Below are 25,654 nucleotides of genomic sequence, written 5' to 3' on the forward strand. Positions count from 1 at the left end.
TTTCGTGAAGCTCATTAATATTATTAAATAAGAACCGATCTCATTTAAGTTGACTAAAAAATAGGAATCATTATCATTACATCCAGGCTCAACGACCAGTGAGGTTCATCATGACGGCAGGACTCAGTGCAGTAGTGGTTGGCGCAGATCGACTGGGCAACATCCCGGATCTGCTGAAAGGACACAATATTTCGATCACGCACCACATCAGTGGCCGCGATCCTTCGCATCAGAAGAAAACGCTTCAACTTCCGTCGGGCACGCAGCTGGTCATCCTGCTGACCGACTTCCTGGGGCACAACGTCATGAAGACCTTCCGCAACGCCGCGCAGCGCGGCGGCATCCGGGTCGTGGCTTGTCGCCGTTCGGTATGCAGCATGCAGCAGGCCCTGCAGCAATGCGGCCTGTGCCCGCGCGCAGGCACCGTGCACTGATTTCCGGTTGCCGCTGGAACACAAGAACTGGGGAGGCCGAAACGGCCTGCGGCTTGGCACATGAATCCCCAAGCCGCGAAGAGCAAGAAAAAACGCCGTCAGACTTCAGTCTGACGGCGTTTTGCTTTTGGGGGATGGCGCCGGGCAACCTGCTTATGCGAGGATGCCGGAAACCGAATTCAATTCGCGGCGCGGGCGGACGCCATCAGGCTGTTGTCCAGGCGGCGGGCGCCGTTGTAGCGCTTGGTCCAGTAGGCCATGGTCATGCTTTCGACGCGGACGACGCCACCGGCGCTGGGCGAGTGCACGAAGCGGTCGTCGCCCAGGTAGATGCCCACGTGCGAATAGCGGCGGCCCATCGTGTTGAAGAAGACCAGATCGCCGGCCTTGAGTTCGTTCTTGGCGACGGAGACGCCTTGCTGGGCGATTTCGGCGGCGTTGCGAGGCAGCTTCAGGCCCAGCGAGCGCTCGGCGGAATAGGCGACCAAGCCGCTGCAATCGAATCCGGTATCGGGGGAACTGCCGCCGAAGCGGTAGCGGATGCCCAGGTAGTTGAGGGCTTCGCTGACCATGGCGTTGTCGCTGTTGGTGCCAGTGTGGTTTTGCTGGCGGTCGCGCTTGAATTTGTGCGTGACCAGCATGCCGATGGGGTCATCGGCGGTGGCGACCCACTCCATTTCGTACGGATCAATCTCGGACGTATGGGCGGTTGACTTCTGGCCAGTGCCGGCACAACCTGCCAAACCCGCCACACATGCCATTAACGCGAGCGTACGCAGACCGCGGTACGCTTGGCCATTGGATGAATTGAATCGCGCGAGTATGGAGTGTCGATGCATTCGCCTGGGATGACTTGCCGAGATGACAGCAAAAACCACGGGATTAGCCGTGGATCGAGCCGAGATGTCAGCAAAATCAACAATTATCTACAACTTCGCGGGCATTCTACCAAACTTTCAAGACCGGTCAGTGACAGATCGGCTATTTATCCATGACGCGTGGATATTTGGTGGAACATTTTTGACTTGTGGCAAGCCTCGTGCAAGGTTCGCCTACCAGAATGACCAAATGATTCGAAAGAAATCAATCAGCCTTAAGGCGTATGAACAATACCAGGAGACACAAATGCAAAAAACCCGGGATTTCCATTACAGATCATTGCATGACCGCGATGGCTTCTGGCGCGAAGAGGCTGGCCGCATCCACTGGGAGACGCCCTTCGAGTCTGTCCTGGACTTCTCGCGGCCGCCATTCGCCAAGTGGTTTGTAGGCGGCAAGACCAATCTTTGCTACAACGCGGTCGACCGGTGGCTGCCGACGCAGGCTGACCAGCCGGCCCTGATCTGGGTGTCCACCGAAGTCGACCGGGAACAGGTCTACACCCGGCAGGACGTCTATGAAGAGGTCAACGCGGCCGCCGCCATGCTCAAGGAGCTGGGGGTGGGGCGCGGCGATCGGGTGCTGCTTTATATGCCGATGGTGCCGGAAGCGGTGTTCACGATGCTGGCCTGCGCCCGGATCGGCGCGGTGCACTCGGTGGTGTTCGGCGGATTCGCGTCAGTCAATCTGGCCCAGCGCATCGACGACGCCGCGCCCAAGGTGGTGGTCTGCACGGATGGCGGGTCGCGAGGCGGCAAGGTCGTGCCCTATAAGCCGTTGCTGGATCGTGCGCTCGCCCTGGCCAAGACACCGCCGGCTGCCGTCGTGGTGTTCGACCGCGGCCTGGCGCCGTTCGAACCCGTGGCCGGGCGCGACCTGGACTACGCCACCCTGCGCGAGCGCCACCGCGGCGCGCGCGTGCCGGTGCAATGGCTGGAATCATCCGAACCCAGCTACATCCTCTATACGTCCGGGACGACTGGCAAGCCCAAGGGTGTGCAGCGCGACACCGGCGGCTATGCCGTGGCGCTGGCCTCGTCGATGGAATACCTGTTCAACGGGCGCGCCGGCGACACTTTCTTCTGCACCAGCGACATCGGCTGGGTTGTCGGACATTCCTACATCATCTACGGCCCCTTGATCGGCGGGCAGGCGACGGTGCTCTACGAGGGCACGCCCGTGCGCCCGGACGGGGCCATCCTGTGGAAGCTGGTCGAGCAGTACGGCGTGAATACGCTGTTTTCGGCGCCGACGGCGGTGCGCGTCCTGAAGCGCCAGGACCCGGCGCTGCTAAAGCGCCATGACCTGTCCAGCCTGCGCGCCGTCTACCTGGCGGGCGAGCCGCTGGACGAACCGACCGCCCACTGGATATCGGAAGGCCTGGGCAAGCCCATCATCGACAACTACTGGCAGACCGAATCCGGCTGGCCCATCCTGTCGGCCCAGCCGGGGGTGGAGCGCGTGCCGACCCGATTCGGCAGCCCGTCCTTTCCGGTGTACGGGTTCGACGCGCGCATCGTCAGCGAATCCACGGGCGAAGACCTGGGGCCGGACGAGAAGGGCGTGGTGGCGATTGTGCCGCCGCTGCCACCGGGTGCCATGTCCACCATCTGGGGCGACGACGCGCGTTTCGTGCAGACCTACTTCACGTCGATCCCCGGACGCCAGGTGTATTCGACCTTCGACTGGGGGCGGGTGGATGCCGACGGCTACTGGTTCATACTTGGCCGCACGGATGACGTGATCAACGTGGCGGGCCATCGCCTGGGCACGCGCGAGATCGAGGAGTCGGTCAACAGCCACAGCGGAATCGCGGAATGCGCGGTGGTCGGCGTGGCCGATGCGCTCAAGGGGCAAGTGGCCATGGCGTTTGCCGTGCTGAAGAATCCTGCCAGCGCCGACACGGAGCAAGGGGCAAAGCAGCTGGAAGGCGATATCATGCGGCTAGTGGAAGATCAGCTGGGAGCGGTGGCCAGGCCCGCCCGGATCCGGTTCGTGGGTGCATTGCCCAAGACCCGGTCCGGCAAGGTGCTGCGCCGTGCGATCGTCGCGGTATGCGAAGGACGCGATCCCGGAGACCTGACGACCATTGAAGATCCTAACGCCCTGGAACAGATCAAGGAGTCGCTGCAATGAATACCAAACCCGTGCTGAGCGCCGAAGACGTCAAGAAGATCCTCGCCGCGGCCGAAGCACACGCCGTGCAGAACAAATGGGCCGTGACCATTTCGGTGGTCGATGACGGTGGCCATCTGCTGGGCATGCTGCGCCTGGACGGCGCAGCCCCGATCTCGGCGCACATTTCGCCCTCGAAGGCCAAGACGGCCGCGCTGGGCCGCCGTGAATCGCGCATCTACGAAGAGATGATCAACACCGGCCGCGTGTCCTTCCTGTCCGCGCCGCTGATCGACGGCCTGCTGGAAGGCGGCGTGCCGATCACCGTCGACGGCCACGTGGTGGGCGCGGTTGGCGTGTCGGGCGTGAAGTCGACCGAAGACGTGCTGATCGCACAAGCTGGCATCGCCGCGCTGGGCCTGTGAGCCAAGCGCAGCAACCGGAGCCGTCTGCCGACGGTTCCGCGCCGAACGCCGGAGCAGGGGACGCAAGCCCCCTGAATCCCGGCGTGGCCAAACGCGAAGTCTGGGCCTGGGCCATGTACGACTTCGCGAATTCCGGCTACACCACCGTGATCCTCACGGCGGTGTTCAGCACGTATTTTGTCGGCGTGGTCGGCGGGCGTGCCCCGTGGGCCACGCTGGCCTGGACCGCGGCGCTGTCGCTGTCCTATCTGCTCATCATGTTGACGATGCCCACGCTGGGCGCCCGCGCTGATGCGAACGGCAGCAAGCGCCGGCTGCTCTATACCAGCACGATCGGCTGCGTGGCCGCGACTCTGGTGCTGACCCAGGCGGGGCCGGGCGATGTCTGGCTGGCGCTGGCCGCCATCGTCGTATCCAACTATTGCTACTGCGTGGGCGAGTCCGTGGTGGCGGCATTCCTGCCCGAACTGGCCAGGCCTGCGGCGCTGGGGCGCGTGTCGGGCTGGGGCTGGAGCTTCGGCTATTGCGGCGGGATGCTCACGCTGGGCCTGTCGCTCGTCGTCGTCACGCTGGCCGAGGGGCGCGGCATGACGGCGGAACACTTCGTGCCTTGGGTCATTGTCGTCACCTGCGCGGTGTTCGCGCTGGCGGCGCTGCCGTCCTTCTTCCTCTTGAAAGAGCGCACGCGCCCGCAAGCGGACAAGCCCGAAGCGCTGCACATGCTCAAGCGCCTGGCCTACGCCTGGCGCGAGACGGGCCAGCACTTTCCCGAATTCCGCCGGCTGCTGATGTGCATTGCCTGCTATCAGGCGGGCATTTCAGTCGTCATCACGCTGGCGGCCGTGTACGCGTCCGAAGTCATGGGCTTCACGACGCCGCAGATCATGCTGCTGGTGTTCACCGTGAACATCGGTGCGGCGCTGGGCGCGTTTTCGTTCGGCTATGTGCAGGACCGCATCGGCCACAAACCGGCTCTGGCCATCACGCTGTGTGGCTGGATCGTGATGGTGCTAGTCGCGTATGCCGCAACCACGGCGCCCGTGTTCTGGGTGGCCGCCACGCTTGCCGGCCTGTGCATGGGCACGACCCAAAGCGCGGGCCGCGCCATGACGGGTGCGCTGGCGCCCGCCGGCCGCCTGGCCGAGTTCTTCTCGCTGTGGACCTTCGCCGTGCAATTGGCCGCGGTGATCGGCCCGCTGACCTACGGTCTGGTGACCTGGGGCACGCACGGCGACCACCGCCTGGCCATCCTCGTGACCGGCCTGTTCTTCGTGGGCGGCCTGGCCCTGCTGTCGCGCGTGGACATGAAGCGCGGCCTGGCCCGCCGTCCCGCCGTCTGATGGAACGCCGCGCCACCGCCTGCCGCGGCTGCGGCCGGGCTGCTATCCTTATGAACTGCCTTTGATGCGTCGCGTGCCACGCGACCCATCAAGCGGATTGCTTTGCACTGCTATGCAGGTGCGTTGTCAGCTTGTGCGTGCCGCTGGGGTCGACGCCGTTCCGGTGTTTCCCGCCCTGAGCCGGCGCTGTCAGGTCTCTGCGTTCCCATGCGTATGCGGGCTCCGGCCCGCATTTTGCGTAAGGTGCCCGTAAGAGCGCGGCGATACGGTGGCGGGTGGGTAATAAAACAGCAGCACAAACAAACAGAATCACCGATTGGAGACAAGATCATGTCGAATGCCATTGAGTCCGTACTGGTAGAAACCCGCGTCTTCCCGCCGCCCGAGCGTGCGGCGCAGGGCGCGGCGATTCCCAGCATGGACGCCTATAACGCGTTGTGTGCCCAGGTCGAAAATGATTTCGACGGCTTCTGGGCCGGCCAAGCCCGCGACAACCTGACGTGGACCAAGCCGTTCACGCAGGTGCTGGACGAAACCGACGCCCCGTTCTACCGCTGGTTCGGCGACGGCGAACTGAACGTCTCGGCCAACTGCCTGGACGTGCACCTGACCAACGGCAACGCTGACAAGACCGCCATCATCTTCGAAGGCGACGACGGCACGGTGAACAAGGTCAGCTACCGCGAACTGCTGGCGCGCGTGTGCCGCTTCGCCAACGGCTTGACCGCGCTGGGCTACAAGAAGGGCGACCGCGCCATCATCTACATGCCCATGTCGATCGAAGCCGTGGTGGCCATGCAGGCCTGCGCGCGCCTGGGCGTGACGCATTCGGTGGTGTTCGGTGGCTTCTCGGCCAAGAGCCTGCAAGAGCGCATCGTGGACGTGGGCGCATCGCTGGTCATCACCGCCGACGAGCAAGTACGCGGCGGCAAGACGATTCCGCTGAAAGTTGCGGTGGAAGACGCCATCGCGATGGGCGGCTGCGAAGCCATTTCCAAGGTCATCGTGTACCGCCGCACGGGTGGCAAGGTCCAGTGGACCGAAGGCCGCGACCTGTGGATGCACGAGGTCGAGGCCGGCCAGCCCGACACCTGCGAGCCCGTGCCGGTCAACGCCGAGCATCCGCTCTTCATCCTCTATACGTCCGGTTCCACCGGCAAGCCCAAGGGCGTGCAGCATTCGTCGGCGGGCTACCTGCTGTGGGCGCTGCTGACCGTGAAGTGGACGTTCGACGCCCGCAAGGACGACGTCTACTGGTGCACCGCCGACGTGGGTTGGGTCACCGGCCACACCTACATCACCTACGGCCCGCTGGCCGCCGGCCTGACGCAGGTCGTGTTCGAAGGCGTGCCGACCTACCCGAACGCCGGCCGCTTCTGGGACATGATCGCGCGCCACAAGGTCACGACGTTCTACACGGCGCCCACCGCCATCCGTTCGCTGATCAAGGCGTCCGAAGCGACGCCCGACGCCCATCCGAAAAACTACGATCTGGACAGCCTGCGCATCATCGGCACGGTGGGCGAGCCCATCAACCCCGAAGCCTGGATCTGGTATCACAAGAACGTCGGCCGCGAACGCTGCCCGATCGTGGACACGTGGTGGCAGACCGAAACCGGCGGCCACATGATCACCCCGCTGCCGGGCGCCACGCCGACCAAGCCGGGTTCGTGCACGCTGCCGCTGCCGGGTATCGCCGCGGCCATCGTGGATGAAACCGGTGGCGACGTCGACAAGGGCAATGGCGGGTTCCTCGTCATCAAGCGTCCGTGGCCCGCGATGATCCGCAACATCTGGGGCGACCCGGAACGCTTCAAGAAGAGCTACTTCCCGCCGGAACTGCGCGGCTACTACCTGGCCGGCGACGGCGCGCAGCGCGACGCGGACGGCTACTTCTGGATCATGGGCCGCATCGACGACGTGCTGAACGTGTCGGGCCACCGCCTGGGCACGATGGAAGTCGAATCGGCGCTGGTGGCGCACGAGCTGGTGGCGGAAGCCGCCGTGGTGGGCCGCCCGGATGACACGACCGGCGAAGCCGTGGTGGCGTTCGTGGTGTTGAAGCAGGCGCGTCCGGAAGGCGAAGAGGCGCAGGCCATCGCCAAGCTGTTGCGCGACTGGGTGGCCAAGGAGATCGGCCCCATCGCCAAGCCCAAGGACATCCGCTTCGGCGACAACCTGCCCAAGACGCGTTCGGGCAAGATCATGCGCCGCCTGCTGCGCGTGGTGGCCAAGGGCGAGGAAGTCACGCAAGACGTGTCCACGCTGGAGAATCCCGCCATCCTGGAACAGCTGGCCAAGCCCCTGTAAGTGCCTCCGGCCGTGACGGGCCGGAGCCTTGCAGCGCGAGGGGAGCATAATGTCAGACGCCCGCACCGGTAATTGCCGGTCCGGGCGTCTTGTCTTTTTGCACCCCTCACTTGAATGGAGCCACGGACGTGAGCCGCAGCAGTTTTGATCGCGCCGGATTAGCGCTGATGCTCAGCACCATTGTGGTCTGGGCAGGCAGTTGGATCGCGATGAAACTGATCGTGCCCTACATCGGCCCGTTCGACTTCGTGGCGCTGCGTTATGTGACGGGCAGCATCGTGCTGTTCGCGCTGGCGATCGCCACGCGCCGGCCGCTGGCCATGCCGCCGTGGAAGCTGACGCTGCTGATCGGATTGACGCAGACGGCAGGGTTCCAGGGGTTCGTGCAAACGGCGCTGGTGTCGGGCGGCGTGGGCAAGGTGTCGCTGATGGCGTACACCATGCCGTTCTGGGTGGTGCTGTTCGCCTGGTGGCTGCTGGGTGAACGTCCGTCGATCCGGCATGGCCTGGGCATCGGCCTGGCAGCAGTCGGGCTGGTCTGTTTCGTGGAGCCCTGGAATGGCCTGGGCGACATCCGTCCTGTGCTGCTGGGGCTGGGCAGCGGCCTGTGCTGGGGCGTCGGCACCGTGTTGTCCAAGCGGATGTTCGAACGCCATGCTCCCGACGTGATGACGTTCACCGCCTGGCAGATGCTGTTCGGCGGTCTGGTGATGGTGCCTGTGGCCTATCTCGTGCCGCAGATGACCGCGCAATGGGGCTGGCCGCTCTGGACCGGCATGACCTACATCGTGCTGATCGCCACGGCGGCTGGCTGGTTGCTGTGGCTGCAGGTGGTGCGCCGCGTGCCCGCGTCGATCGCCGGGCTGTCCAGCCTGGGCGTGCCGGTGGTCGCCATGCTGCTGGCCTGGGCGATCCTGTCCGAGCGCCCCTCGTGGGGCGAAGTGGGCGGCATGGTCCTGATCCTGGCCGGCATCTTCATCGTCAGCCGGGCGGCGCCGGCGGTACGTGCTTCGTGACCCGGCTTGCCGGCAAGCGCTCCCGATACTCATCCCCCAAACTCCATTCCCTATCCAAGGATTTCCCATGATCGATCTGCGTAGCGACACAGTCACACGGCCTTCGGCTGCCATGTTGCAGGCGATGGTTTCCGCCCCGTTGGGTGACGACGTGATGGGCGACGATCCCACCGTGATCCAGCTGCAGGCGGCCGTGGCCGAGCGCGCGGGCAAGGCGGCGGGTCTGTTCTTTCCGTCCGGCACGCAAAGCAATCTGGCCGCGTTGATGGCGCATTGCGATCGGGGCGACGAATACCTGGTGGGGCAACAGGCCCACACCTACAAGTACGAAGGCGGTGGCGCGGCGGTGCTGGGCAGTATCCAGCCGCAACCCATCGAGCACGCGGAAGACGGTTCGCTGCCGCTGGACAAGCTGGCTGCCGCGGTCAAGCCGTTGGGCGACGCGCATTTCGCCCGCACCCGCTTGCTAGCCTTGGAAAACACGTTCCACGGCAAGCTGATCCCGGCCGCCTATATCCAGGCGGCGACGGCATGGGCGCGGGAGCAGGGCCTGGGCACCCACCTGGACGGCGCGCGCGTGTTCAACGCGGCCGTCGCCAGCGGCAAACCGCTAGTCGACATGTGCCAGCCGTTCGACTCGGTGTCGATCTGCTTTTCAAAGGGCTTGGGCGCGCCTGTCGGTTCGGTGCTGGTGGGCAGCGACGAGCTGATCGCCCGCGCGCGCCGCTGGCGCAAGATGCTGGGCGGCGGGCTGCGGCAGTCGGGCGTGCTGGCGGCCGCTTGCCTGTACGCGTTGGAGCACAACGTCGAGCGGCTGGCGGATGACCACGAGAACGCCCGCGCGCTGGCCGACGGCTTGCGCGGCATTGCCGGCGTCAAGGTCTTGAGCCAGGACACCAATATGCTGTTCGTGGAATTCGAGCCGGCACGCTGCGAGGCGTTGACGGCCGCGCTGGCCAAGGAAGATATCCAGATGCGCGCCGTGTACGGCGGGCCGACGCGGCTGGTGACGCACCTGGACGTGTCCGCCGACGACGTGCGGCGGGTCGTCCAGGCCGTGGCGCGCCATCTGGCCTGAGCGGATCAGGCGCTGGCGCGCAGTACGTCCGCCAGCACCGTGAAGAGCTCGTCGATCTGGGCGCGTTCGATGATGAGCGGGGGCGACAGCAGCATCGTGTCGCCCGCCGAACGGATCAGGCATCCGCGTTCCAGGCAGGCCTTGTGCACCGCATAAGCGCGCTGGCCGGGCTGGCCTTCCAGCGGCGCCAGCTCGATTGCGGCCAGCAGGCCGATGTTGCGGATGTCGACGACATGCGGCAGCCCCTTCAGGCTGTGCGCCGCATCCTCCCAGTAGCGTGACAGTTCCTGGCTGCGTTGGAACAGGCCTTCGCGGCGGCAGAGGTCCAGCGTCGCCAGGCTGGCGGCGCACGCGACGGGATGGCCTGAATAGGTGTAGCCGTGCGCAAGCTCGATGGCGCTTTCGGGCCCTTGCATGAACGCGTCGTACACGTGCTGCTGCACCAGCGTCGCGCCCATCGGGATGGCGCCGTTGGTCAGGCCCTTGGCGCTGGTGATGATGTCTGGCTTGACGCCGAAGAAGGACGACGCGAAGGCGCCGTCGATGCGCCCGAACGCGCAGATCACCTCATCGAAAATCAGCAGGATGCCGTGCGCGTCGCAGATCTCGCGCAGCCGCTGCAGATAGCCGCGGGGCGGCACGATCACGCCGGTGGAGCCGGCCACCGGCTCGACGATGACCGCGGCGATGGTCGAGGCGTCATGCAGCGCCACGATGCGGTCCAGCGTATCGGCCAAGTGGGCGCCCCAGTCCGGCTGGCCGCGCGTATAGGCCATCTGCTGGCGGTCATAGGTATGCGGCAGGTGGTCCACATAGGGCAGCAGATTGCCGAAGGGCTTGCGGTGGCCGCCGATGCCCGACACCGACAATCCCCCGAAACCCACCCCATGGTAAGAGCGTTCGCGTCCGATCAGCCGCACGCGCTGGCCCTGGCCGCGCGCCCGGTGGTAGCCCAGCGCGATCTTCAGCGCGGTGTCGACCGCCTCCGAGCCCGAGTTTGAAAAGAACACGTTGGAAAAGCCTGCGGGCGCTTCGGCGCACAGCGCGTCGGCCAGTTCGAAAGCCAACGGGTGGCTCATCTGGAAGGAGGGCGCGTAATCCAGTTCGTAGGCCGTGCGTGCGATGGCTTCGACGATTTCGGGCCGGCGGTGGCCCGCGTTCACGCACCACAGGCCGGCAATGCCATCCAGCACGCGGCGGCCGTCGGGCCGGATGTAGTGCATGCCTTCTGCAGCGGTGAACAGCACCGGGTCCCGCTTGACGCGCCGGTTGGCGGTAAAGGGCATCCAGAAGGCATCGGAATGGGGGGCGGAGGGGGGAAGCGACGGCATGGGCGATCCTGCAGGAGTCAGTTCAGGGTACGCTTATTTTGTATTAAATAGATGATAAATACAATACTGGCGAAAGCGAAGCGGCGTGCGCCGGCCTGCCGGGCAACGCGGCGCGAAAAGCGGGAGCGTGACGGGTCAGGAGGCTTGCAGCGAGGCTTTCAGGTGGCGGCGCATCAATTGCGCGGCCCATTCCTGGTCGCCCGATTCCAGGGCTTCGATGATCTGCAGGTGTTCGCTGCTGGAGTTGACGAAGCGGGCGTCGCGATAGAACGCGGCGTGCTCTTCCAGACGGCGCAACTGGTTCTGCTGCTGCACCGCCTGCAGGATGTAGCGGTTGCCGGAGAAGCGGGCCAGCAATTCGTGGAAGGATGCGTTCAGTCCGAAGAAATCGGTGGCTGAAATGTCGGCGTCGGCGCGCTGGATCAGCGCTTCGTGCGCCGCGCGCATGCGCGCAAGCGCCGGCTTGTCCACACGGAACGTGGGTTCCAGCAAACCGGCGCATTCGATGGTCATGCGAAAGCGATAGCTCTCGCTAAGCGCTTCGGCGCTTTCCAGCGAGGGGGCGAATTGCCACCCATGCCCTTTGCGTTTTTCGATCAGGCCGTCGGCGGACAGCTGCAGAAGCGTCTTGGCCAGCACGCTGCGCGGCGCGCCATAGCGTTGGAGCAGTTCGCGTTCGGTGAAGGTCTCGGGTAGGCCGCGCGAGGCGCGGTCGTCGATCAGCCGGCGATACAACTCGTTTTGCGTCGGGCCCGCGTCTTCGAACAGGGCGGCGCCCGCGCCCGCGTTTTCCGCCACGGTATAGCCGCTGTTGGGGCGGTGTTTGATCAGGCCCTGGGCGGCCAGCAGGCGCAACGCGCCGCGCACCGGGGTGCGCGACACCTTGTAGGCCGCGGCCAGGGTCTCTTCGGAAAGATGTTCACCCGGCGAGTAGCGCCCAACCGCGAGGTCTTCCGCGATATGGCGCGCCAGATCGACTTGTAGCGGCGTGGGGCGGGCGGGGGCGGCGGTGGACATGGCGCGTTGGCGAAGCGGAAAAGGCGGCGGAGCGGCAATGGTACCGGACACCCGCAGGCCGTTGCAGTGGTGAATGGCTCCGTAATATGAACTTTAATGGAAATTAATACAACGTGATTTGATCCTGTTCGGATCAGTCGTGACGGATGCGGCTGTCGGACGGCGCTTCGTCGCGCTCGGTCATGCCGTAATCGCGCAGCACCTGCGCCACCCGCAACCGATAGTTCTGGAACACGCCACCGCGTCCTGCTTCCTGCGCGCGGCGGTGCGATTCCAGCGATCGCCAGCGCTTGACCGCGTCTTCATCCCGCCAGAACGACAGCGACAGCAGCTTGCCTGCATGAGTCAGGTTCTGGAAGCGTTCGACGGAGATGAATCCATCAATGGCCTTCAGCTCGTCGATCAGGCTTGCGGCGATGTGCAGGTAGGGATCGGGGTTGCCGTTGGCAGGCTCGACTTCGAATATCACGGCGATCATGGCGTGGGTTCCTTTGAGAACGCAAACTGCGGCACGCGGGCATTGGGCAGCGGCCGATAACGAAAATGGGAGGCCAGGGCGGCAGGGTCGACCCCGGCTTGCAGCAGATGCACCAGCGCGTCCGCGGCGTGGCGCTGCGCCAGGCCTTGGCCAGGGCAGGCATGGCCGGGCGCCTCTGAGCTGGGCGCCCCTAGGCCGGGCGCCCCTCTACCGGGCGTCCCTGAGCCGGGCGCCCCTCTACCGGGCGTCCCTAAGCCGGGCGCCCCGAACGTCCAGCCGGCATCAGGGTGGACCGTTGCGGCGGCAGCCAGTACCAGCAGCACGGTCTGCCCGGCTTCGATCCGCTGGCCGTTGATCGTGATCGAGTCGGCCAGGAATCGCCGCGTGTTGTGCAAGGGCGGATCGTGGCGGATGACGTGGTCGATGATCGTCTGGGCATCGGCGCAGGCCGCGTCGGTGGACAGGCCCTGCCTGCCGGCATGGACCAAGGCATTGCCCAGCAACCCGGCGCCGGCCTCGCAGGACTGGAACAGCAGGCCGACAAGGTTCGCGGCCAGCACGGCAGCCGGAATCTGCGCACGCGCGCCGTCCTCGCGCAGCGTGCGTAATGCGGGGGCGGCGTCGCCAGCAGACAGCAAGGATTCCAGGCGGGATTGCAACGCCTGGGCCGCGGCATGACCGGCGGCAATCGCGTCGGCGCCAGCCGTGGCGGGCAGGGCGGCCAGGAAGGCGGCGATCTGCGCCGCGCTGTCGGCCTGTAGAGCGGGGCTCAGCCCCAGGAAGGCCGCTTGCGCATGCACGGGCGCGGCGGTCAGGTAGCGGTCCACGGCGGCCGCATCCCTGGTCGGCATCTCTGGCCAACTCCGCGTACAGGGCTGCGTGCCCTGTACGCGGAGGAATGCCGCCAGCAAGGCCTTGACCCGCGTGTGCAAGACGCTGTCGTTCATGCGCACGAAGCGTCCAAACAGCTCGCCGGCAGGGCCTGGGCACAAGCCCCGAGGCACGGGTTCCGAGGGAGGGCGCACTCGGGCGGCCGGGTCACGAATGACGGCCAGGATCGTGTCTGGATGGCTGGCGACCCAAAGGTCTAGCGCCTCATCCCGATACAGCGGCCTCTCGCGCGCCAGGGCGGCGTAGTAGGGGTAAGGGTCGGCGTGCGTGACAGCAAGCAGGGGATGGGCGGGAAGCATGGCGTGGCCGGCGGTGGATCTGGCTGCCAGTATCCACCGCCCGGACAAGCAACGATTCGGCGCCGGACGAACTATGCCTGCGCTGCGCCGGCGTCGGCCAGCAGGGCCGCGTATCCCACCCGTGAATCCGGCCACTGCAGCGTGAACCCGCTTGCCCGTAGACGGGCATTGCTGAGCTTCTTGCTGCCCACGTTTGCCGGGGCAGGCGCGATGCGCGGGGCAGGCGCGCCGGCCATCGCCGCCAGCTCGGCGTACAGCGCATGCAGCGGCAGCGGCGTGTCGTCGCAGCCGATGTAGACGGGATCGACGTCCGACAGCAACGCCAGATGCACGACCGCGGCCGCTGCATCGTCGATATGGATGCGGTTGGCCCAATGCTCGGGTTGCACGGGCGCGCCCGCCGCCCCGTTGCGCAGCCGCTCGATCAATTGCAGGCGGCCCGGCCCGTACAGGCCGGCCAGCCGCAGCGAGGTGGACGACAGCCCGCGCGCGGCCAGCGCCGCTTCGGCCTCCAGCAGCACCTGGCCGTTGAACCCTTGCGGCGCGGGCGGCGTGTCTTCGTTCACCCAGCCGCCCTCGTGTTCGCCATAGACGGCGCTGGACGACACGAACACCACGCGCTTGAGCCGCGACGCATCCAGTACGTCCAGCACGGCTTGCAGGCCATCAATGAAGACACCCCGGTAGACCGCTGCGTCGCGCGATCCAGGGGCAGGCAGGTGGATCAGGCGGGTCACGCCCGCGGGCAGGGCGGGCAGGCTGGCCGGCTGCGTGATGTCGCCTTGCAGCCACCGGATGCCGCTGTCGTCGTCCTTGGGCGGATGGCGGCGCAGCGCATGGACCTCGTCGCCGCGCGCCAGGAAGCGCCGGGCGACGCGCTGGCCCAGGTCGCCGCAGCCAATGAGTAGTACGCGTTCGGTCATGAAGGTCACCTGAAAAATGAAAAAGCGCCCCAAGGGGCGCCTTGTGGCGGGGCGGGCCCCGGCCGGATCACATGCCGCTATACACCGGCCCTTCGCCGCCTTGCGGTGCCACCCAGACGATGTTCTGGGTCGGGTCCTTGATGTCGCAAGTCTTGCAGTGCACGCAGTTCTGCGCGTTGATCTGCAGGCGGTCGTCGCCGTGGTCGTCCTTGATGAACTCGTATACGCCGGCCGGGCAGTAGCGCGATTCCGGGCCGCCGTACTTGGCCAGGTTGACGCTGACCGGCACCGACGGATCCTTCAAGGTCAGGTGGACGGGCTCGTTTTCCTCATGGTTGGTGTTCGAGATGAACACCGAGCTGAGCTTGTCGAAAGTGAGCTTGCCGTCGGGCTTGGGATAGTCGATGCGGGCGCATTCCGATGCCGGTTGCAGACAGGCGTGGTCGGGCTTGCTGTGGCGCAGGGTCCAGGGCATCTTGCCCTTGAGCAGCAGTTGTTCAACGCCGGTCATCACGGTAGCGATGGTGCGGCCCTTCTTGAACCACTGCTTGAAATTGCGCGCCTTGTTCAGTTCGGCGTGCAGCCAGGAGGCCTCGAACGCCTTCGGATAGGCGGTCAGCTCGTCCTGGCGGCGGTCGGCCACCAGGGCGTCGAACGCGGCTTCGGCGGCCAGCTTGCCGGACTTGATGGCGGCGTGGCTGCCCTTGATGCGGGACGCGTTCAGGAAGCCGGCCTCGCAGCCGACCAGCGCGCCGCCCGGGAAGGTCAGCTTGGGCAACGACAGCAGGCCGCCGGCCGTGATGGCGCGGGCGCCGTAGGCGATGCGCTTGCCGCCTTCGAACGTGCCGCGGATGGCCGGGTGCGTCTTGTAGCGCTGGAATTCATCGAACGGCGAGAGCCACGGGTTGGCGTAGTCCAAGCCGACGATCATGCCCACGGCGACCAGGTTGTTGTCCAGGTGGTACAGGAACGACCCGCCGTAGGTGTCGGAATCCAGCGGCCAGCCGGCCGTATGGATGACGAGTCCGGGCTTGGATTGCGCCGGATCGACTTCCCACATTTCTTTGATGCCGATGCCGTAGGCCTGCGGATCGCGGCCGTCGTCGAGCTTGAAGCGTTCGATCAGCTGGCGGCCCAGTTGGCCGCGTGCGCCTTCGCCGAACACCGTGTAGCGGGCATGCAGTTCCATGCCGGGCTGGTAGTGGTCGGTGTGCGAGCCGTCGCGGGCGACGCCCATGTCGCCGGTGGCCACGCCGCGTACGGCGCCGTTTTCGTCGTACAGCACTTCAACGGCAGCGAAACCGGGGAAAATGTCCACGCCCAGCGCTTCGGCCTGTTCGCCCATCCACTTGACGACGTCGCCCAGACGGACGATGTAGTTGCCTTCGTTGTGGAAACAGGGCGGCAGCAGCCAGTTGGGCGTGGCGCGCGCGCCCGTCTGGGACAGGAACAGGAACTTGTCCTGCGTGACGGGCACGTTCAGCGGCGCGCCTTTTTCCTTCCAGTCGGGGATGAGCTCGGTCAGTGCCAGCGGGTCCATGACGGCGCCGGACAGGATGTGCGCACCCAGTTCCGCGCCTTTCTCAAGGACGCAGACGCCGATCTCCTGATTCTTTTCAGCGGCCAGCTGCTTTAGACGGATTGCGGTGGCCAGGCCGGCGGGTCCACCGCCAACCACAACCACGTCATATTCCATCGACTCGCGTTCAGACATTTGCAAAGCTCCCCGTATGTATTCCATATATGGCTGGAAGTATTATCGGCGATTGTATTGCAGGCGGAGGCCATGTATGCCTTCGTATTTCTTTTAGCCTTCAGGAGTAATTGGTGAACCCGGACAATCTGTCTGCGCGGATTCTGGCGGTGGGCGATACCCATCAGGTGGAATTGCCTTTGCGGTGGGGCGACTCAGACGCCTTGAATCATCTGAACAACACGCTGTATTTCCGCCTGATGGAAGAGGCGCGCATGCAGATCCTGTACGACGCGGGCTTCGAGCTGCCTGCCGACAACGGCGCCATCCTGGCCCATGCCTCGTGCGATTTCCTGCGCCCGCTGACGTATCCGGCGACCGTACGCGTTACGCACAAAGTGACCCGCATCGGCCGTTCCAGCGCGGAATTCGAGCTGCTGCTGGAGAAGGTGGGCGACGATGCCGGCCCCTATGCCCGCGGGCGCAACGTGCTAGTCTGGATGGACTACGTGGCCAATACGTCCGCACCGTGGCCGCAGGAAGTGCTGGCGCAGATGGCGACGCAGTTCAAGGCAGCCGCCTGAGGGCGGGCAATCCCGCAGGGGCGATCCTCCGAAAGCCCGCGCGGAATTGGCCGTCATGCCGTTAAAATCAAGCGCAAAACCAGAATAGAAATAAAGGGGCGCGCCACCCTCGGCGCCGCGACCCAGAGACATCGGGCAATGTCGCGATGCCGTCTGGGGCCGACGCCGGCAGCCGCGCTCCAAGGAAAAACAGGGCCCTCCCCGAATTTCTTGATCCCCAGGCGGGACGGCCGCGCAAGCGGCGGGGCGGGCACTCTTGAGTTCGACCTTAACTAGGAGTTGGAGCGATGGACAAGGTTTTTGCAAGCGCCCAGGAGGCGCTGGCAGGCATCGTCAAGGACGGTCAGATGATCGCCGTGGGCGGTTTCGGCCTGTGCGGTATTCCCGAGGCCCTGATCGCCGCGCTGCGCGATTCGGGCGTGAAGGATTTGACGTGCATCAGCAACAATGCGGGCGTCGACGGTTTCGGCTTGGGCCAGTTGCTCAATACGCGCCAGGTCCGCAAGATGATCGCGTCCTACGTGGGCGAGAACAAGGAATTCGAACGCCAGTTCCTGTCGGGCGAACTCGAGCTTGAGTTCACCCCGCAAGGCACGCTGGCCGAGAAGCTGCGCGCCGGCGGCGCGGGCATCCCCGCGTTCTTCACGCGCACCGGCGTGGGCACCATCGTGGCCGACGGCAAGGAAATCCGCGAGTTCGACGGCCAGCAATACGTGATGGAGCGTTCGCTGGTGCCGGACGTGTCGCTGGTCAAGGCGCACATCGCCGACCGCAGCGGCAACCTGGTGTTCCGCAAGACGGCCCGCAACTTCAACCCGAACGTCGCCATGGCAGGCAAGTTCACGGTGGTCGAGGTCGAAGAGATCGTTGACACCGGCAGCCTGGATCCCGATCAGATCCACCTGCCCGGCATCTATGTGCAACGGATCGTGCTGAACACGACGCCGGAAAAGCGCATCGAACAACGCACCACTCGCCCGGCCTAAGGAGAAGACGACATGGCATGGTCCCGCGATGAAATGGCGGCGCGCGCCGCGCGCGAGCTGCAAGACGGTTTTTATGTGAACCTGGGTATCGGCTTGCCGACCCTGGTGGCCAACCACGTGCCCAAGGGCGTGGAAGTGTGGCTGCAATCCGAGAACGGCCTGCTGGGCATCGGCCCGTTCCCCACCGATGATGAAGTCGACGCTGACCTGATCAACGCCGGCAAGCAGACGGTGACGACGTTGCCGGGCTCGTCGATCTTCTCGTCCGCGGACTCGTTCGCGATGATCCGCGGCGGCAAGATCAACCTGGCCATCCTGGGCGCGATGCAGGTGTCCGAAAAGGGCGATCTGGCCAACTGGATGATTCCGGGCAAGATGGTCAAGGGCATGGGCGGCGCAATGGACCTGGTGGCCGGCGTCGGCCGCGTCGTGGTCCTGATGGAGCACGTGGCCAAGAAGAAGGACGGCACCGAAGACATCAAGCTGCTGCCCGAATGCAATCTGCCGCTGACCGGCGTGGGCGTGGTCGATCTGATCATCACCGACCTGGGCGTGATGGAAGTCACTGAAGGCGGCCTGAAGCTGCTGGAAACGGCGCCGGGCGTGACCGTGGACGAAATCCAGTCCAAGACGCTGGCGAGGCTGGACGTGTCGGCCGTCAAATAAACCGGCCGCCCTCGTTCACGTGACAACGCCCCGCAAGGGGCGTTTTTCTTGCGGCGGCACCAGCAAGGGCAGGGGTGTTCTGTACTGAGAATAAATCTCAGTACAATGGCGGCCGGTTTCAACCTGCCTGCGCCATGCCTGCCTTCCCGTTTGCCGACCGCGATGGATGCCATGCCCGGATTTTCTCCGGGCGGGACCGCGCGCGGGACCCGCAGGGGGACGTCCGGCCATGAGGCGCGGTCCGATGTGGACGCCCGACGGCGCGTCGCCACCGGATGCGGACGCCGAACGCGGTGGCGCGCTCGCCAAGGCCTATGCGCGCTGGCGACTGCCTTTGCTGCGGGGCCTGGCGCGCTTCAAGGGCAGCATCTCCAGCGCCGAGGACGCGCTGCACGACGGCGTTGTGAAGTGGGCAGCGGCCAATCCTGCGCTGCGTTCCACCGATGAGCACGGCGCCTATTTGCGCAAGACTGTACTGAACGGCGTGGCCGACGAGTTTCGCGAGCGCCAGGCGGGGCGACAGGTGCAAGCCATGACGCTGGAGGACGCCGGCGCCGAGGGGTGGGCCACGGGTGCCGAGGCTTGCCCGATGCGCACGGCCGCGCACCGCCAGCGGTTGGAGCGGCTGAGTGACGCCCTGCAGGAACTGCCGGAGCGGCAGCGCGAGGCCTTCGTGCTGAACCGCTTCGATGGGCTGACGCAAGACGAAGTCGCCGAGCGCATGGGCATTTCACGCAGGATGGTCGTCAAGCACCTGGCGCGCGCGATCGCTTATTGCGAAGTGCGCGTGCACTATGCTACGGCTACGCAAATGGCCCAGCACCACCGCGCACCCGGCGTGGGCGATGGGCAGGACAACAAGAACGATAGCGACCCCGCTACCCCATGATCCGCGCTGCTACCTCTTCCCCTGCCGGCAGTACCGACCTGCGCGAAACCGCCGCCGAATGGCTGGTGCGGCGCCAGGACGCGAGCTGGTCGGCCGAGGATGAACGAGAACTGGCTGCGTGGCTGGACGCAGACCCCGCGCATCGGCAAGCCTTCGATAGCGCGTCTCGCACTTGGCAGGATTTTTCGGCGGTGCCACGACCGGTGCTGGCGACCGACGCCACGCCCGCTCGCATGCCAAGTTCCGAATTCAAGCCGGGCGTCAAACCCCGGCCCAAGCTTGAGGGGGGCGGCTTTTGGGCGGCGCTGACCGGCCGTCCCGCCGTTGCGCAGATGGCTGCCACCGTCTGCCTGTTCGTGGCGGTTGGCGCAGGCTATGGGTGGCACCGCTGGCAATACACGCCCGGTTATTCCCTGGCGCTCGCGACTGCTGCCGGCGAAATCCGCCAACTGGACTTGCCCGATGGCACGCACGTTGCGCTGAACGCCGACAGTTCCGTCTCCGTGCGCTATTACCCGCGGCACCGCGAGGTGGTGCTGGATCGGGGTGAAGCCTTCTTCCAGGTGGCGCCCGACGTGGACAGGCCCTTCACCGTGGATACGGGGCCCAGCCGTGTCACCGTGGTCGGCACCGCCTTCGATGTGCGTGCCGCCTCGCCGCACGTCGTCGTCAAGGTGCTGCACGGGCGGGTCCGCGTCACGCCCGATCGCGCCCGGGCGGACGAGACGGTCTCGCTGGGGGCGGAACAAGGCGTGGCGGTCGATCCGGCGACGGGCATGCATCAGCCGGTGGTAGCGGTGGCCGATAGCGTCGGCGGCTGGCGCAACGGCCGGCTGGTGTTCCGCCGCACGCCGTTGGCCGAGGTGGCCGAAGAAGTTGCCCAATACCTGGGCAAGCCCGTCACGTTCGAAGCGCCGCAACTGCGCACGCTGACCGTGTCCGGGTTCGCCACGACCGATGCGCCGGCCGCATTCCTGGAAGCGCTGCCGGATCTGCTGCCGGTTCGCGTCAAGCGTGGCGCCGATGGCGGCTATGTCATCGCGGATCGCTGACCCGTCTGTTTCAATTGCTTTCATTTTGGGGCCTGCCCACGGGTTCCCACCTTTCTCCTGAAATCCGTTTACCCAGGCAGGGCGCATGGAACTGGCGCCGGGTCATGGTGTGGATGCGAAGGCCGATACGGGCCGACAGGAGCAAGCAGGTATGCAAGGCGGGAAATTGAAGGGGGCGATCGCCGGTGGCGCTATGGCGGCCGGGGTGCGCGGCAAGAGGTTGCCGCAGCCGATGCCGATATCCGTGTTGGCCGCGTGCGTGGTGGCGGCAACGGCGGCGCCCGAGGCCAGCCGGGCGCAAGCGGTGCAACAGCAGGAATACAGTATCGAAGCCCAGCCGCTGGACCGTGCATTGCGGTTGTTTTCCGAGCAATCCAGGCATCAGGTGCTCTTCGATGAAGCCGTCGTGACCGGCCGGCAGGCACCCGCCGTGCAGGGCAAATTCACGCCGCGCGAGGCGCTGGACCGTTTGTTGGCGGGGTCGGGGGTGATCGTCAATAGCGCCCGACCTGACGTGTTCACGTTGACCCGGATCACCGGGCCCGCGGCGGACTCGTCCGGTGCGGTCACGCTGCAGGCAGTGACGGTCACCGGCCAGGGTGAACGTACGGCGACGACCGAGCAGACCGGCTCCTATACCAGCCCCGCGCTGACCTTGGGCAAATGGACCCAGTCGATCCGCGAAACGCCGCAATCGGTCAGCGTGATCACGCGGCAGCAACTGGACGACAGGAACCTGACAACGCTGGAGGAGGCGCTTGCGCAAACGACGGGCGTGACGAAGTCCGCGCGGAACTTCGGCAACCACAAGTTCTCCATCCGTGGCTTCAACGTCGACAACGCCAACTACATGATCGATGGTGTGCCCGGCACCGTGTACGCACCGGTGGGCTGGCTACCGGTCGATACGGCGGTGTTCGACCGCGTGGAAGTGCTGCGCGGCGCGGGCGGGCTGGTGCTGGGCGCGGCAGACCCTAGCGGCGCCATCAACATGGTGCGCAAGCGCCCGCGTGGCGAAGCGCATCTGGAGATGGCGGGCTCCGTGGGATCGTGGGACAACTACCGCGGCGAACTGGATGCGGGCGGGCCGCTGAATGCCGATGGCACGGTGCGCGCGCGTTTCGTGACCGCCTATCAGGACCGCCACTTCTTCTACGATGGCTCCGCGTCCCGCGCGCCATTGCTTTATGGGGTCATCGACGCCGACGTGGGGCCGAACACCCTCCTGACGTTTGGGGCGCGCCGGCAAGAGAGCACGACCGACGGCTACTGGCTATTCGGCTTGCCGCGCTATACGGACGGCGGAGCGTTGGACGTGTCGCGCTCGACCTCGCTGATCCAGGACTGGAACCGCCAAAAGGGGGGAGTCAGTGAAGTGTTCGCCGAGGCTGAACACCGCTTTGCCGGCGACTGGAAGGCCAAAGTCTCGTACAACCACACGATCACGGACCTGGACCAGCGGGTGGCCATCCCCGTGGGCGGCGTGGATCGCGCCACGGGCATCGGATCCAGCTTCTACGACATCTATTTCAACCGCATGCATCTTGTCAGCGACGGGATCGACGCGAACACGACCGGCAGTTTCCGCGCGCTGGGCCGCACGCACCAAGTCCTGGTGGGCGCGAACTGGTCACGCCAGCGCACCGGACAGCAGTCGGCGGACCTGACGGCCAATACGCCGATCGATGTATTCAATCCGGATCATTCGTCCATCCCTGAGCCGGAGCGCCCGGACTGGGATAGTCGATCGTCCCTGCGCGAAACGCAATACGGCTTGTACGCCAATGCTCGCCTGCAATTGGCCGACCCGCTGCACCTGATCCTCGGCGGCCGCCTGAGCTGGCTGGAGTACCGGGCGGACGACGACATTACCGGCCGGAAGACCGCCGATTACCAGCAAAAGCACGAGTTCACGCCGTACGCGGGTCTGGTTTATGACCTGGACAATCAGTGGTCTGTCTACACCAGCTATGCCGACACCTTCCAACCGCAGAGTTCGTATGTGACGTCATCGGGAACGCCGTTGGATCCGGCCATTGGCGCCAACTACGAGGCCGGCGTGAAGGGTGAACTGTACGACGGCCGGTTGAACGTGTCCGCCGCGGTCTTTGCCATCCGCAAGTCCGGCCTCGCCGTCGTGGACGAGAACATCGCGGCCAGCTGCCCGGGGTCGCTCGCCTCGCGCGATTGCTACCGCAATGGCGGCAACCTGCGCAGCAAGGGGTTCGAGCTGGAAGCCAGCGGTGAGCTGGCTCCGGGCTGGCAAGTGATGGCCGGCTATACGTATCTGACCAGCAAGGATGACGAAGGCCAATCCATCAGCGCCGAAACGCCGCGCCATCTGCTGCGGCTGTCGACCTCCTACCAGTTGCCGGGCAAATGGAACGCCGTAACGATCGGGGGCGGGGTGTCCGCGCAGAGCGGCTATTCCTACCCGGCCTACGACGATACGTCGGTCAGGATGGGCGCGCCGGGACGCGCGGTGTGGGACCTGCGCGCCGCCTACCGGTTCAACCGGCATTGGACCGCCGCCGTGAACGTCGCCAACGTCTTCGACAAAAGCTACTACGGCATGATCAGCCAGATCCGGCGCGGCAACCACTATGGCGAACCGCGCAACGTCATGCTGACTGTGCGCGGTACGTTTTGAGGTCCATGGCAATGGGGCGTGAAGGCGTGCGGTTGACATGAAGGGCGGCTTTCGCCAGAGCATGTCCTGGTTGCACATGTGGTGCGGCCTGACTTGTGGTTGGCTGCTGTGCGCCATCTTCCTGACGGGTACGGTCAGTGTCTTCCGGGAACCGATCACGCGCTGGATGCAGGCCGGTCCGCTCAAGCCGGTTGCGGCGGCATCGACGCGCGAGGATCAGGCGGCGGCGCTGCAGATCGGGCTGCGGTATCTGGCCGACCACGCGGCCGGCGTCCGGTCCTGGCGCATGGGGCTGCCCGAACGCCAGGGCGGCGCGTTGGCGTTGGCCTGGCGCGATGCGCAAGGCGCTAACCGGTATGCGACGCTAGATGCCGCTACCGGGCAGCCGCTGGCCGAACCGCGAACGCGCCAAACGGAAGGGGGCCGGCATTTCATGTCGTTTCACTACACCTTGCATGGCGGATTGGCGGGTTACTGGCTGGTGGGCTGGATCACCCTGGGCATGCTGGTTGCCCTGGTTTCCGGCGTGGTTGTGCACAAGCGCTTGTTCACGGACTTTTTTACCTTCCGGCAGGGCAAGGGGCAGCGTTCGTGGATGGACGCGCACAACGCCACGGCCGTGCTGACGTTGCCGTTCCTGTTCATGATCGGCTACACGGGATTGGCGTTTTTCTACACCAGCTATGCGCCCTTGCCGCTGCGCGTGGCGTATGGCGCGGACGCGGGCGCCTACGCGCGGTTCCAGGCCGGCTTGGCGCCAGCGCAGACGTGGCCGCGTGAGCCGTCGGCCGTGGATGCACGCATCGTCGACCCCGCGCCGCTGCTTGCCGAGGCAAGCGCGTTGATGGGCGGCCCGGTAAGCCAGGTGATCCTGGATCGTCCGTCCGGCTTGCGGGGCACGATCCGCATGGTCGGGACCGAGCCGGGTGCCGAGGTCTCGCGGCGCCTGCTTCCCACGCCTGGCAGCGTGCGCTTCGATGCGGAAAGCGGCGCGATGCTTGAGGCGCACGCGCCCGATGCGGACGGGCAGGCATCGGCCAAACAGGTCCACGAAGCGATCGAAGCGCTGCACAAAGCGAATTTCGGCGGTTGGACCATGAAGTGGCTGTATTTCCTGTCCGGCCTGGCGGGCACGGCCATGGTCGCCACCGGCACGCTGCTTTTTTCCATCAAGCGCCGCAAACGGTGCGAAGCGGAATTCGGCGCGGCAACCGCACGCGTCTACCGCGGCGTCGAGGCCTTAAATGTGGCATCGCTGGCGGGCGTGGCCCTGGCCAGCATCGCGTATTTCTATGCGAACCGGTTGATCCCTGTGGACCTGGCGGATCGCGCCGCGTGGGAGATCCGCGTGTTTTTCGGGATATGGGCGGCAAGCCTGGCGCATGCCCTGTTGCGGCCTCCGAATCTTGCGTGGCGGGAACAATTGGCGGCCGCGGCGTTGCTGTGCGTGTGCCTGCCGCTGCTGAACTGGGCGACGTTGGGCCAGCATCTTGTGACGTATATGGCCCAAGGCGACCGGGCGCTCGCTGCGGTGGAATTGACGGCGATCGGCTTGGGGCTGTTGTTCGGCGCCGCGGCCAGTCGCTTGCGGCCAGACGCAGGCCCGGCAAGGCGGGGCAAAACATGAGCCGGTTGGCCTCCCCCCGCCCAGGCGGCGGGTATCGATGGCAGGTCGCCAGCCGCGTGCTGGCGGCGGCGGCAGGGGGCTATGCGCTCTCGGCGCTGGCCACGTCAGTGCTTGCGTTGGCGCTGCCGCGCCTGGCCGGCCTGCCGCTGGCCGCGAGCGTCATGGCCGCCACATTGGCAAGTTTTGTCTTGCACACAGGCATCGTGGTGTGGGTGTTCAGCACCGGCAGCGCCACGCGGGCCTGGCTGTGGCTGGGCGCGTGGTCGGCGCTGATGGCGGGGGCGCTGGCGGGCCTGCGCGCGCTGGGGTGATACCGGAATCCGCCAGGCGTATGCGTGGGCTCAGGCGGTTTCGTCCAGCCGCATCCCCACGTGCGGGATGCCGTCCTCGATGTATTCCTCGGTGACCTGCACGAAGCCGTGCCCGCCGTAGTAGTTGCGCAAGCGGGCCTGGGCGCCCAGGTACATGGCGCGGCCGGGCCAGCGCTGGCGCACTTCCTGCATTGCATGGCGGATCAGCTCGTGGCCCAGGCCCTGGCCGCGTGTCCAGGGCGCGGTGATGACGCGTCCGATTTCGATCTGCCCATCTTTCTGCGACGGGTCCAGCATGCGGCAATAGGCGGCCAATTGGCCGTCCTGCCATGCCATCAGATGACACGTCTGGCCGATCAGGTCCTTGCCGTCGACGTCCTGGAAGATGCACTGCTGTTCGATGACGAAAACTTCCGTGCGCAGGCGCAGGATCGCGTAGATCTCCGGCACGGTCAGGTCCTGGTGGGGCTTGCAGATCCATTCGGGCATTGCGTCAATCCAAGGCTTCAGGGGGTGAAAAACAGGGCGCCGTTAGCGTACCTCAAACCGGCCCCGTTTCTTTTGATGCACTGTTACATAAATTCACGGGTATACCCTTACTATGAAAATGAATTTTCTTATCTAAAATTTGTGTGTAAACAGATTTACACAAACCTCAGC

At 65.7% G+C, this 25,654-nt stretch carries 23 protein-coding genes; 15 read left to right on the forward strand and 8 right to left on the reverse strand.

Annotation, left to right across the window (positions count from 1 at the left end; genetic code table 11):
• Nucleotides 1-110 precede the first annotated feature (110 nt).
• Nucleotides 111-434, forward strand: a complete 324-nt coding sequence (locus tag AC3WMU_RS21855) for a DUF2325 domain-containing protein (protein ID WP_035212827.1) — start codon at nt 111-113, stop codon at nt 432-434.
• 179 nt (nt 435-613) lie between these two features.
• On the opposite strand, the gene AC3WMU_RS21860 is transcribed toward AC3WMU_RS21855, so the two are convergent.
• The gene (locus AC3WMU_RS21860) at nt 614-1,273 is read right to left on the reverse strand and encodes a C40 family peptidase (RefSeq protein ID WP_492282969.1); all 660 of its coding nucleotides are present in this window, start codon (nt 1,271-1,273) and stop codon (nt 614-616) included.
• 229 nt (nt 1,274-1,502) lie between these two features.
• On the opposite strand from AC3WMU_RS21860, the gene AC3WMU_RS21865 reads away from it, so the two are divergent.
• From AC3WMU_RS21865 to ltaE, 6 genes are all read left to right on the forward strand, one after another.
• Complete coding sequence (locus AC3WMU_RS21865; protein WP_081534089.1) at nt 1,503-3,449, forward strand: propionate--CoA ligase; 1,947 nt, start codon at nt 1,503-1,505, stop codon at nt 3,447-3,449.
• On the forward strand, nt 3,446-3,853 hold the full coding sequence (locus AC3WMU_RS21870; RefSeq protein ID WP_006223856.1) for a GlcG/HbpS family heme-binding protein: 408 nt from the start codon (nt 3,446-3,448) through the stop codon (nt 3,851-3,853). The genes AC3WMU_RS21865 and AC3WMU_RS21870 overlap by 4 nt, the downstream gene beginning before the upstream one ends.
• A 113-nt stretch (nt 3,854-3,966) precedes the next feature.
• The gene (locus tag AC3WMU_RS21875; RefSeq protein WP_035212829.1) at nt 3,967-5,193 is read left to right on the forward strand and encodes an MFS transporter; all 1,227 of its coding nucleotides are present in this window, start codon (nt 3,967-3,969) and stop codon (nt 5,191-5,193) included.
• 330 nt (nt 5,194-5,523) lie between these two features.
• Nucleotides 5,524-7,503 (forward strand): acetate--CoA ligase, encoded by a 1,980-nt coding sequence (acs, locus tag AC3WMU_RS21880; RefSeq protein ID WP_280025557.1) that lies wholly within the window; start codon nt 5,524-5,526, stop codon nt 7,501-7,503.
• 128 nt (nt 7,504-7,631) lie between these two features.
• Nucleotides 7,632-8,519: a DMT family transporter gene (locus AC3WMU_RS21885; RefSeq protein ID WP_088587997.1), complete on the forward strand. Its 888-nt coding sequence runs from the start codon at nt 7,632-7,634 to the stop codon at nt 8,517-8,519.
• Nucleotides 8,520-8,586: 67 nt separating this feature from the next.
• The gene (ltaE, locus tag AC3WMU_RS21890) at nt 8,587-9,597 is read left to right on the forward strand and encodes a low-specificity L-threonine aldolase (protein WP_492282970.1); all 1,011 of its coding nucleotides are present in this window, start codon (nt 8,587-8,589) and stop codon (nt 9,595-9,597) included.
• 5 nt (nt 9,598-9,602) lie between these two features.
• Here ltaE and aptA read toward each other — a convergent pair whose 3' ends face one another.
• The 6 genes from aptA to AC3WMU_RS21920 all read right to left on the reverse strand — a co-directional run bounded on the left by aptA (nt 9,603) and on the right by AC3WMU_RS21920 (nt 16,250).
• Complete coding sequence (aptA, locus tag AC3WMU_RS21895) at nt 9,603-10,928, reverse strand: omega-aminotransferase AptA (RefSeq protein WP_424626422.1); 1,326 nt, start codon at nt 10,926-10,928, stop codon at nt 9,603-9,605.
• A 135-nt stretch (nt 10,929-11,063) separates the two neighbouring features.
• On the reverse strand, nt 11,064-11,945 hold the full coding sequence (locus tag AC3WMU_RS21900) for a GntR family transcriptional regulator (RefSeq protein WP_424626423.1): 882 nt from the start codon (nt 11,943-11,945) through the stop codon (nt 11,064-11,066).
• A 133-nt stretch (nt 11,946-12,078) separates the two neighbouring features.
• A complete protein-coding gene (locus AC3WMU_RS21905) occupies nt 12,079-12,423 on the reverse strand; it encodes an antibiotic biosynthesis monooxygenase family protein (protein WP_492282971.1) in 345 nt (114 codons plus the stop codon).
• Entirely contained in the window at nt 12,420-13,613 is a 1,194-nt protein-coding gene (locus tag AC3WMU_RS21910) for a cytochrome P450 family protein (protein ID WP_492282972.1), read from the reverse strand. The genes AC3WMU_RS21905 and AC3WMU_RS21910 overlap by 4 nt, the downstream gene beginning before the upstream one ends.
• A 71-nt stretch (nt 13,614-13,684) precedes the next feature.
• The gene (locus tag AC3WMU_RS21915) at nt 13,685-14,536 is read right to left on the reverse strand and encodes an NAD-dependent epimerase/dehydratase family protein (RefSeq protein ID WP_492282973.1); all 852 of its coding nucleotides are present in this window, start codon (nt 14,534-14,536) and stop codon (nt 13,685-13,687) included.
• A 67-nt stretch (nt 14,537-14,603) separates the two neighbouring features.
• Nucleotides 14,604-16,250, reverse strand: a complete 1,647-nt coding sequence (locus tag AC3WMU_RS21920) for an electron transfer flavoprotein-ubiquinone oxidoreductase (protein ID WP_006223866.1) — start codon at nt 16,248-16,250, stop codon at nt 14,604-14,606.
• A gap of 113 nt (nt 16,251-16,363) precedes the next feature.
• On the opposite strand from AC3WMU_RS21920, the gene AC3WMU_RS21925 reads away from it, so the two are divergent.
• The 8 genes from AC3WMU_RS21925 to AC3WMU_RS21960 all read left to right on the forward strand — a co-directional run bounded on the left by AC3WMU_RS21925 (nt 16,364) and on the right by AC3WMU_RS21960 (nt 24,994).
• Nucleotides 16,364-16,813 (forward strand): acyl-CoA thioesterase, encoded by a 450-nt coding sequence (locus AC3WMU_RS21925; RefSeq protein WP_035212832.1) that lies wholly within the window; start codon nt 16,364-16,366, stop codon nt 16,811-16,813.
• 287 nt (nt 16,814-17,100) lie between these two features.
• Complete coding sequence (locus tag AC3WMU_RS21930) at nt 17,101-17,799, forward strand: CoA transferase subunit A (RefSeq protein ID WP_054423951.1); 699 nt, start codon at nt 17,101-17,103, stop codon at nt 17,797-17,799.
• Between the two features lie 12 nt (nt 17,800-17,811).
• Nucleotides 17,812-18,465, forward strand: a complete 654-nt coding sequence (locus tag AC3WMU_RS21935) for a CoA transferase subunit B (RefSeq protein WP_427939715.1) — start codon at nt 17,812-17,814, stop codon at nt 18,463-18,465.
• Nucleotides 18,466-18,709: 244 nt separating this feature from the next.
• A complete protein-coding gene (locus tag AC3WMU_RS21940) occupies nt 18,710-19,354 on the forward strand; it encodes an RNA polymerase sigma factor (protein ID WP_006223870.1) in 645 nt (214 codons plus the stop codon).
• Complete coding sequence (locus AC3WMU_RS21945) at nt 19,351-20,406, forward strand: FecR family protein (RefSeq protein ID WP_280025539.1); 1,056 nt, start codon at nt 19,351-19,353, stop codon at nt 20,404-20,406. The genes AC3WMU_RS21940 and AC3WMU_RS21945 overlap by 4 nt, the downstream gene beginning before the upstream one ends.
• Nucleotides 20,407-20,557: 151 nt before the next feature.
• On the forward strand, nt 20,558-23,056 hold the full coding sequence (locus AC3WMU_RS21950; RefSeq protein WP_006223872.1) for a TonB-dependent siderophore receptor: 2,499 nt from the start codon (nt 20,558-20,560) through the stop codon (nt 23,054-23,056).
• A gap of 61 nt (nt 23,057-23,117) precedes the next feature.
• Nucleotides 23,118-24,683, forward strand: a complete 1,566-nt coding sequence (locus AC3WMU_RS21955) for a PepSY-associated TM helix domain-containing protein (RefSeq protein WP_492282974.1) — start codon at nt 23,118-23,120, stop codon at nt 24,681-24,683.
• A complete protein-coding gene (locus tag AC3WMU_RS21960; protein WP_006223874.1) occupies nt 24,680-24,994 on the forward strand; it encodes a hypothetical protein in 315 nt (104 codons plus the stop codon). Before AC3WMU_RS21955 ends, AC3WMU_RS21960 begins: the two co-directional genes overlap by 4 nt.
• Nucleotides 24,995-25,024: 30 nt before the next feature.
• Here the strand turns inward: AC3WMU_RS21960 and AC3WMU_RS21965 are convergent, their stop codons facing one another.
• Nucleotides 25,025-25,483 (reverse strand): GNAT family N-acetyltransferase, encoded by a 459-nt coding sequence (locus AC3WMU_RS21965; protein ID WP_006223875.1) that lies wholly within the window; start codon nt 25,481-25,483, stop codon nt 25,025-25,027.
• Nucleotides 25,484-25,654: the final 171 nt, after the last annotated feature.

The organism is Achromobacter sp. FW305-C-13, assembly GCF_058783475.1.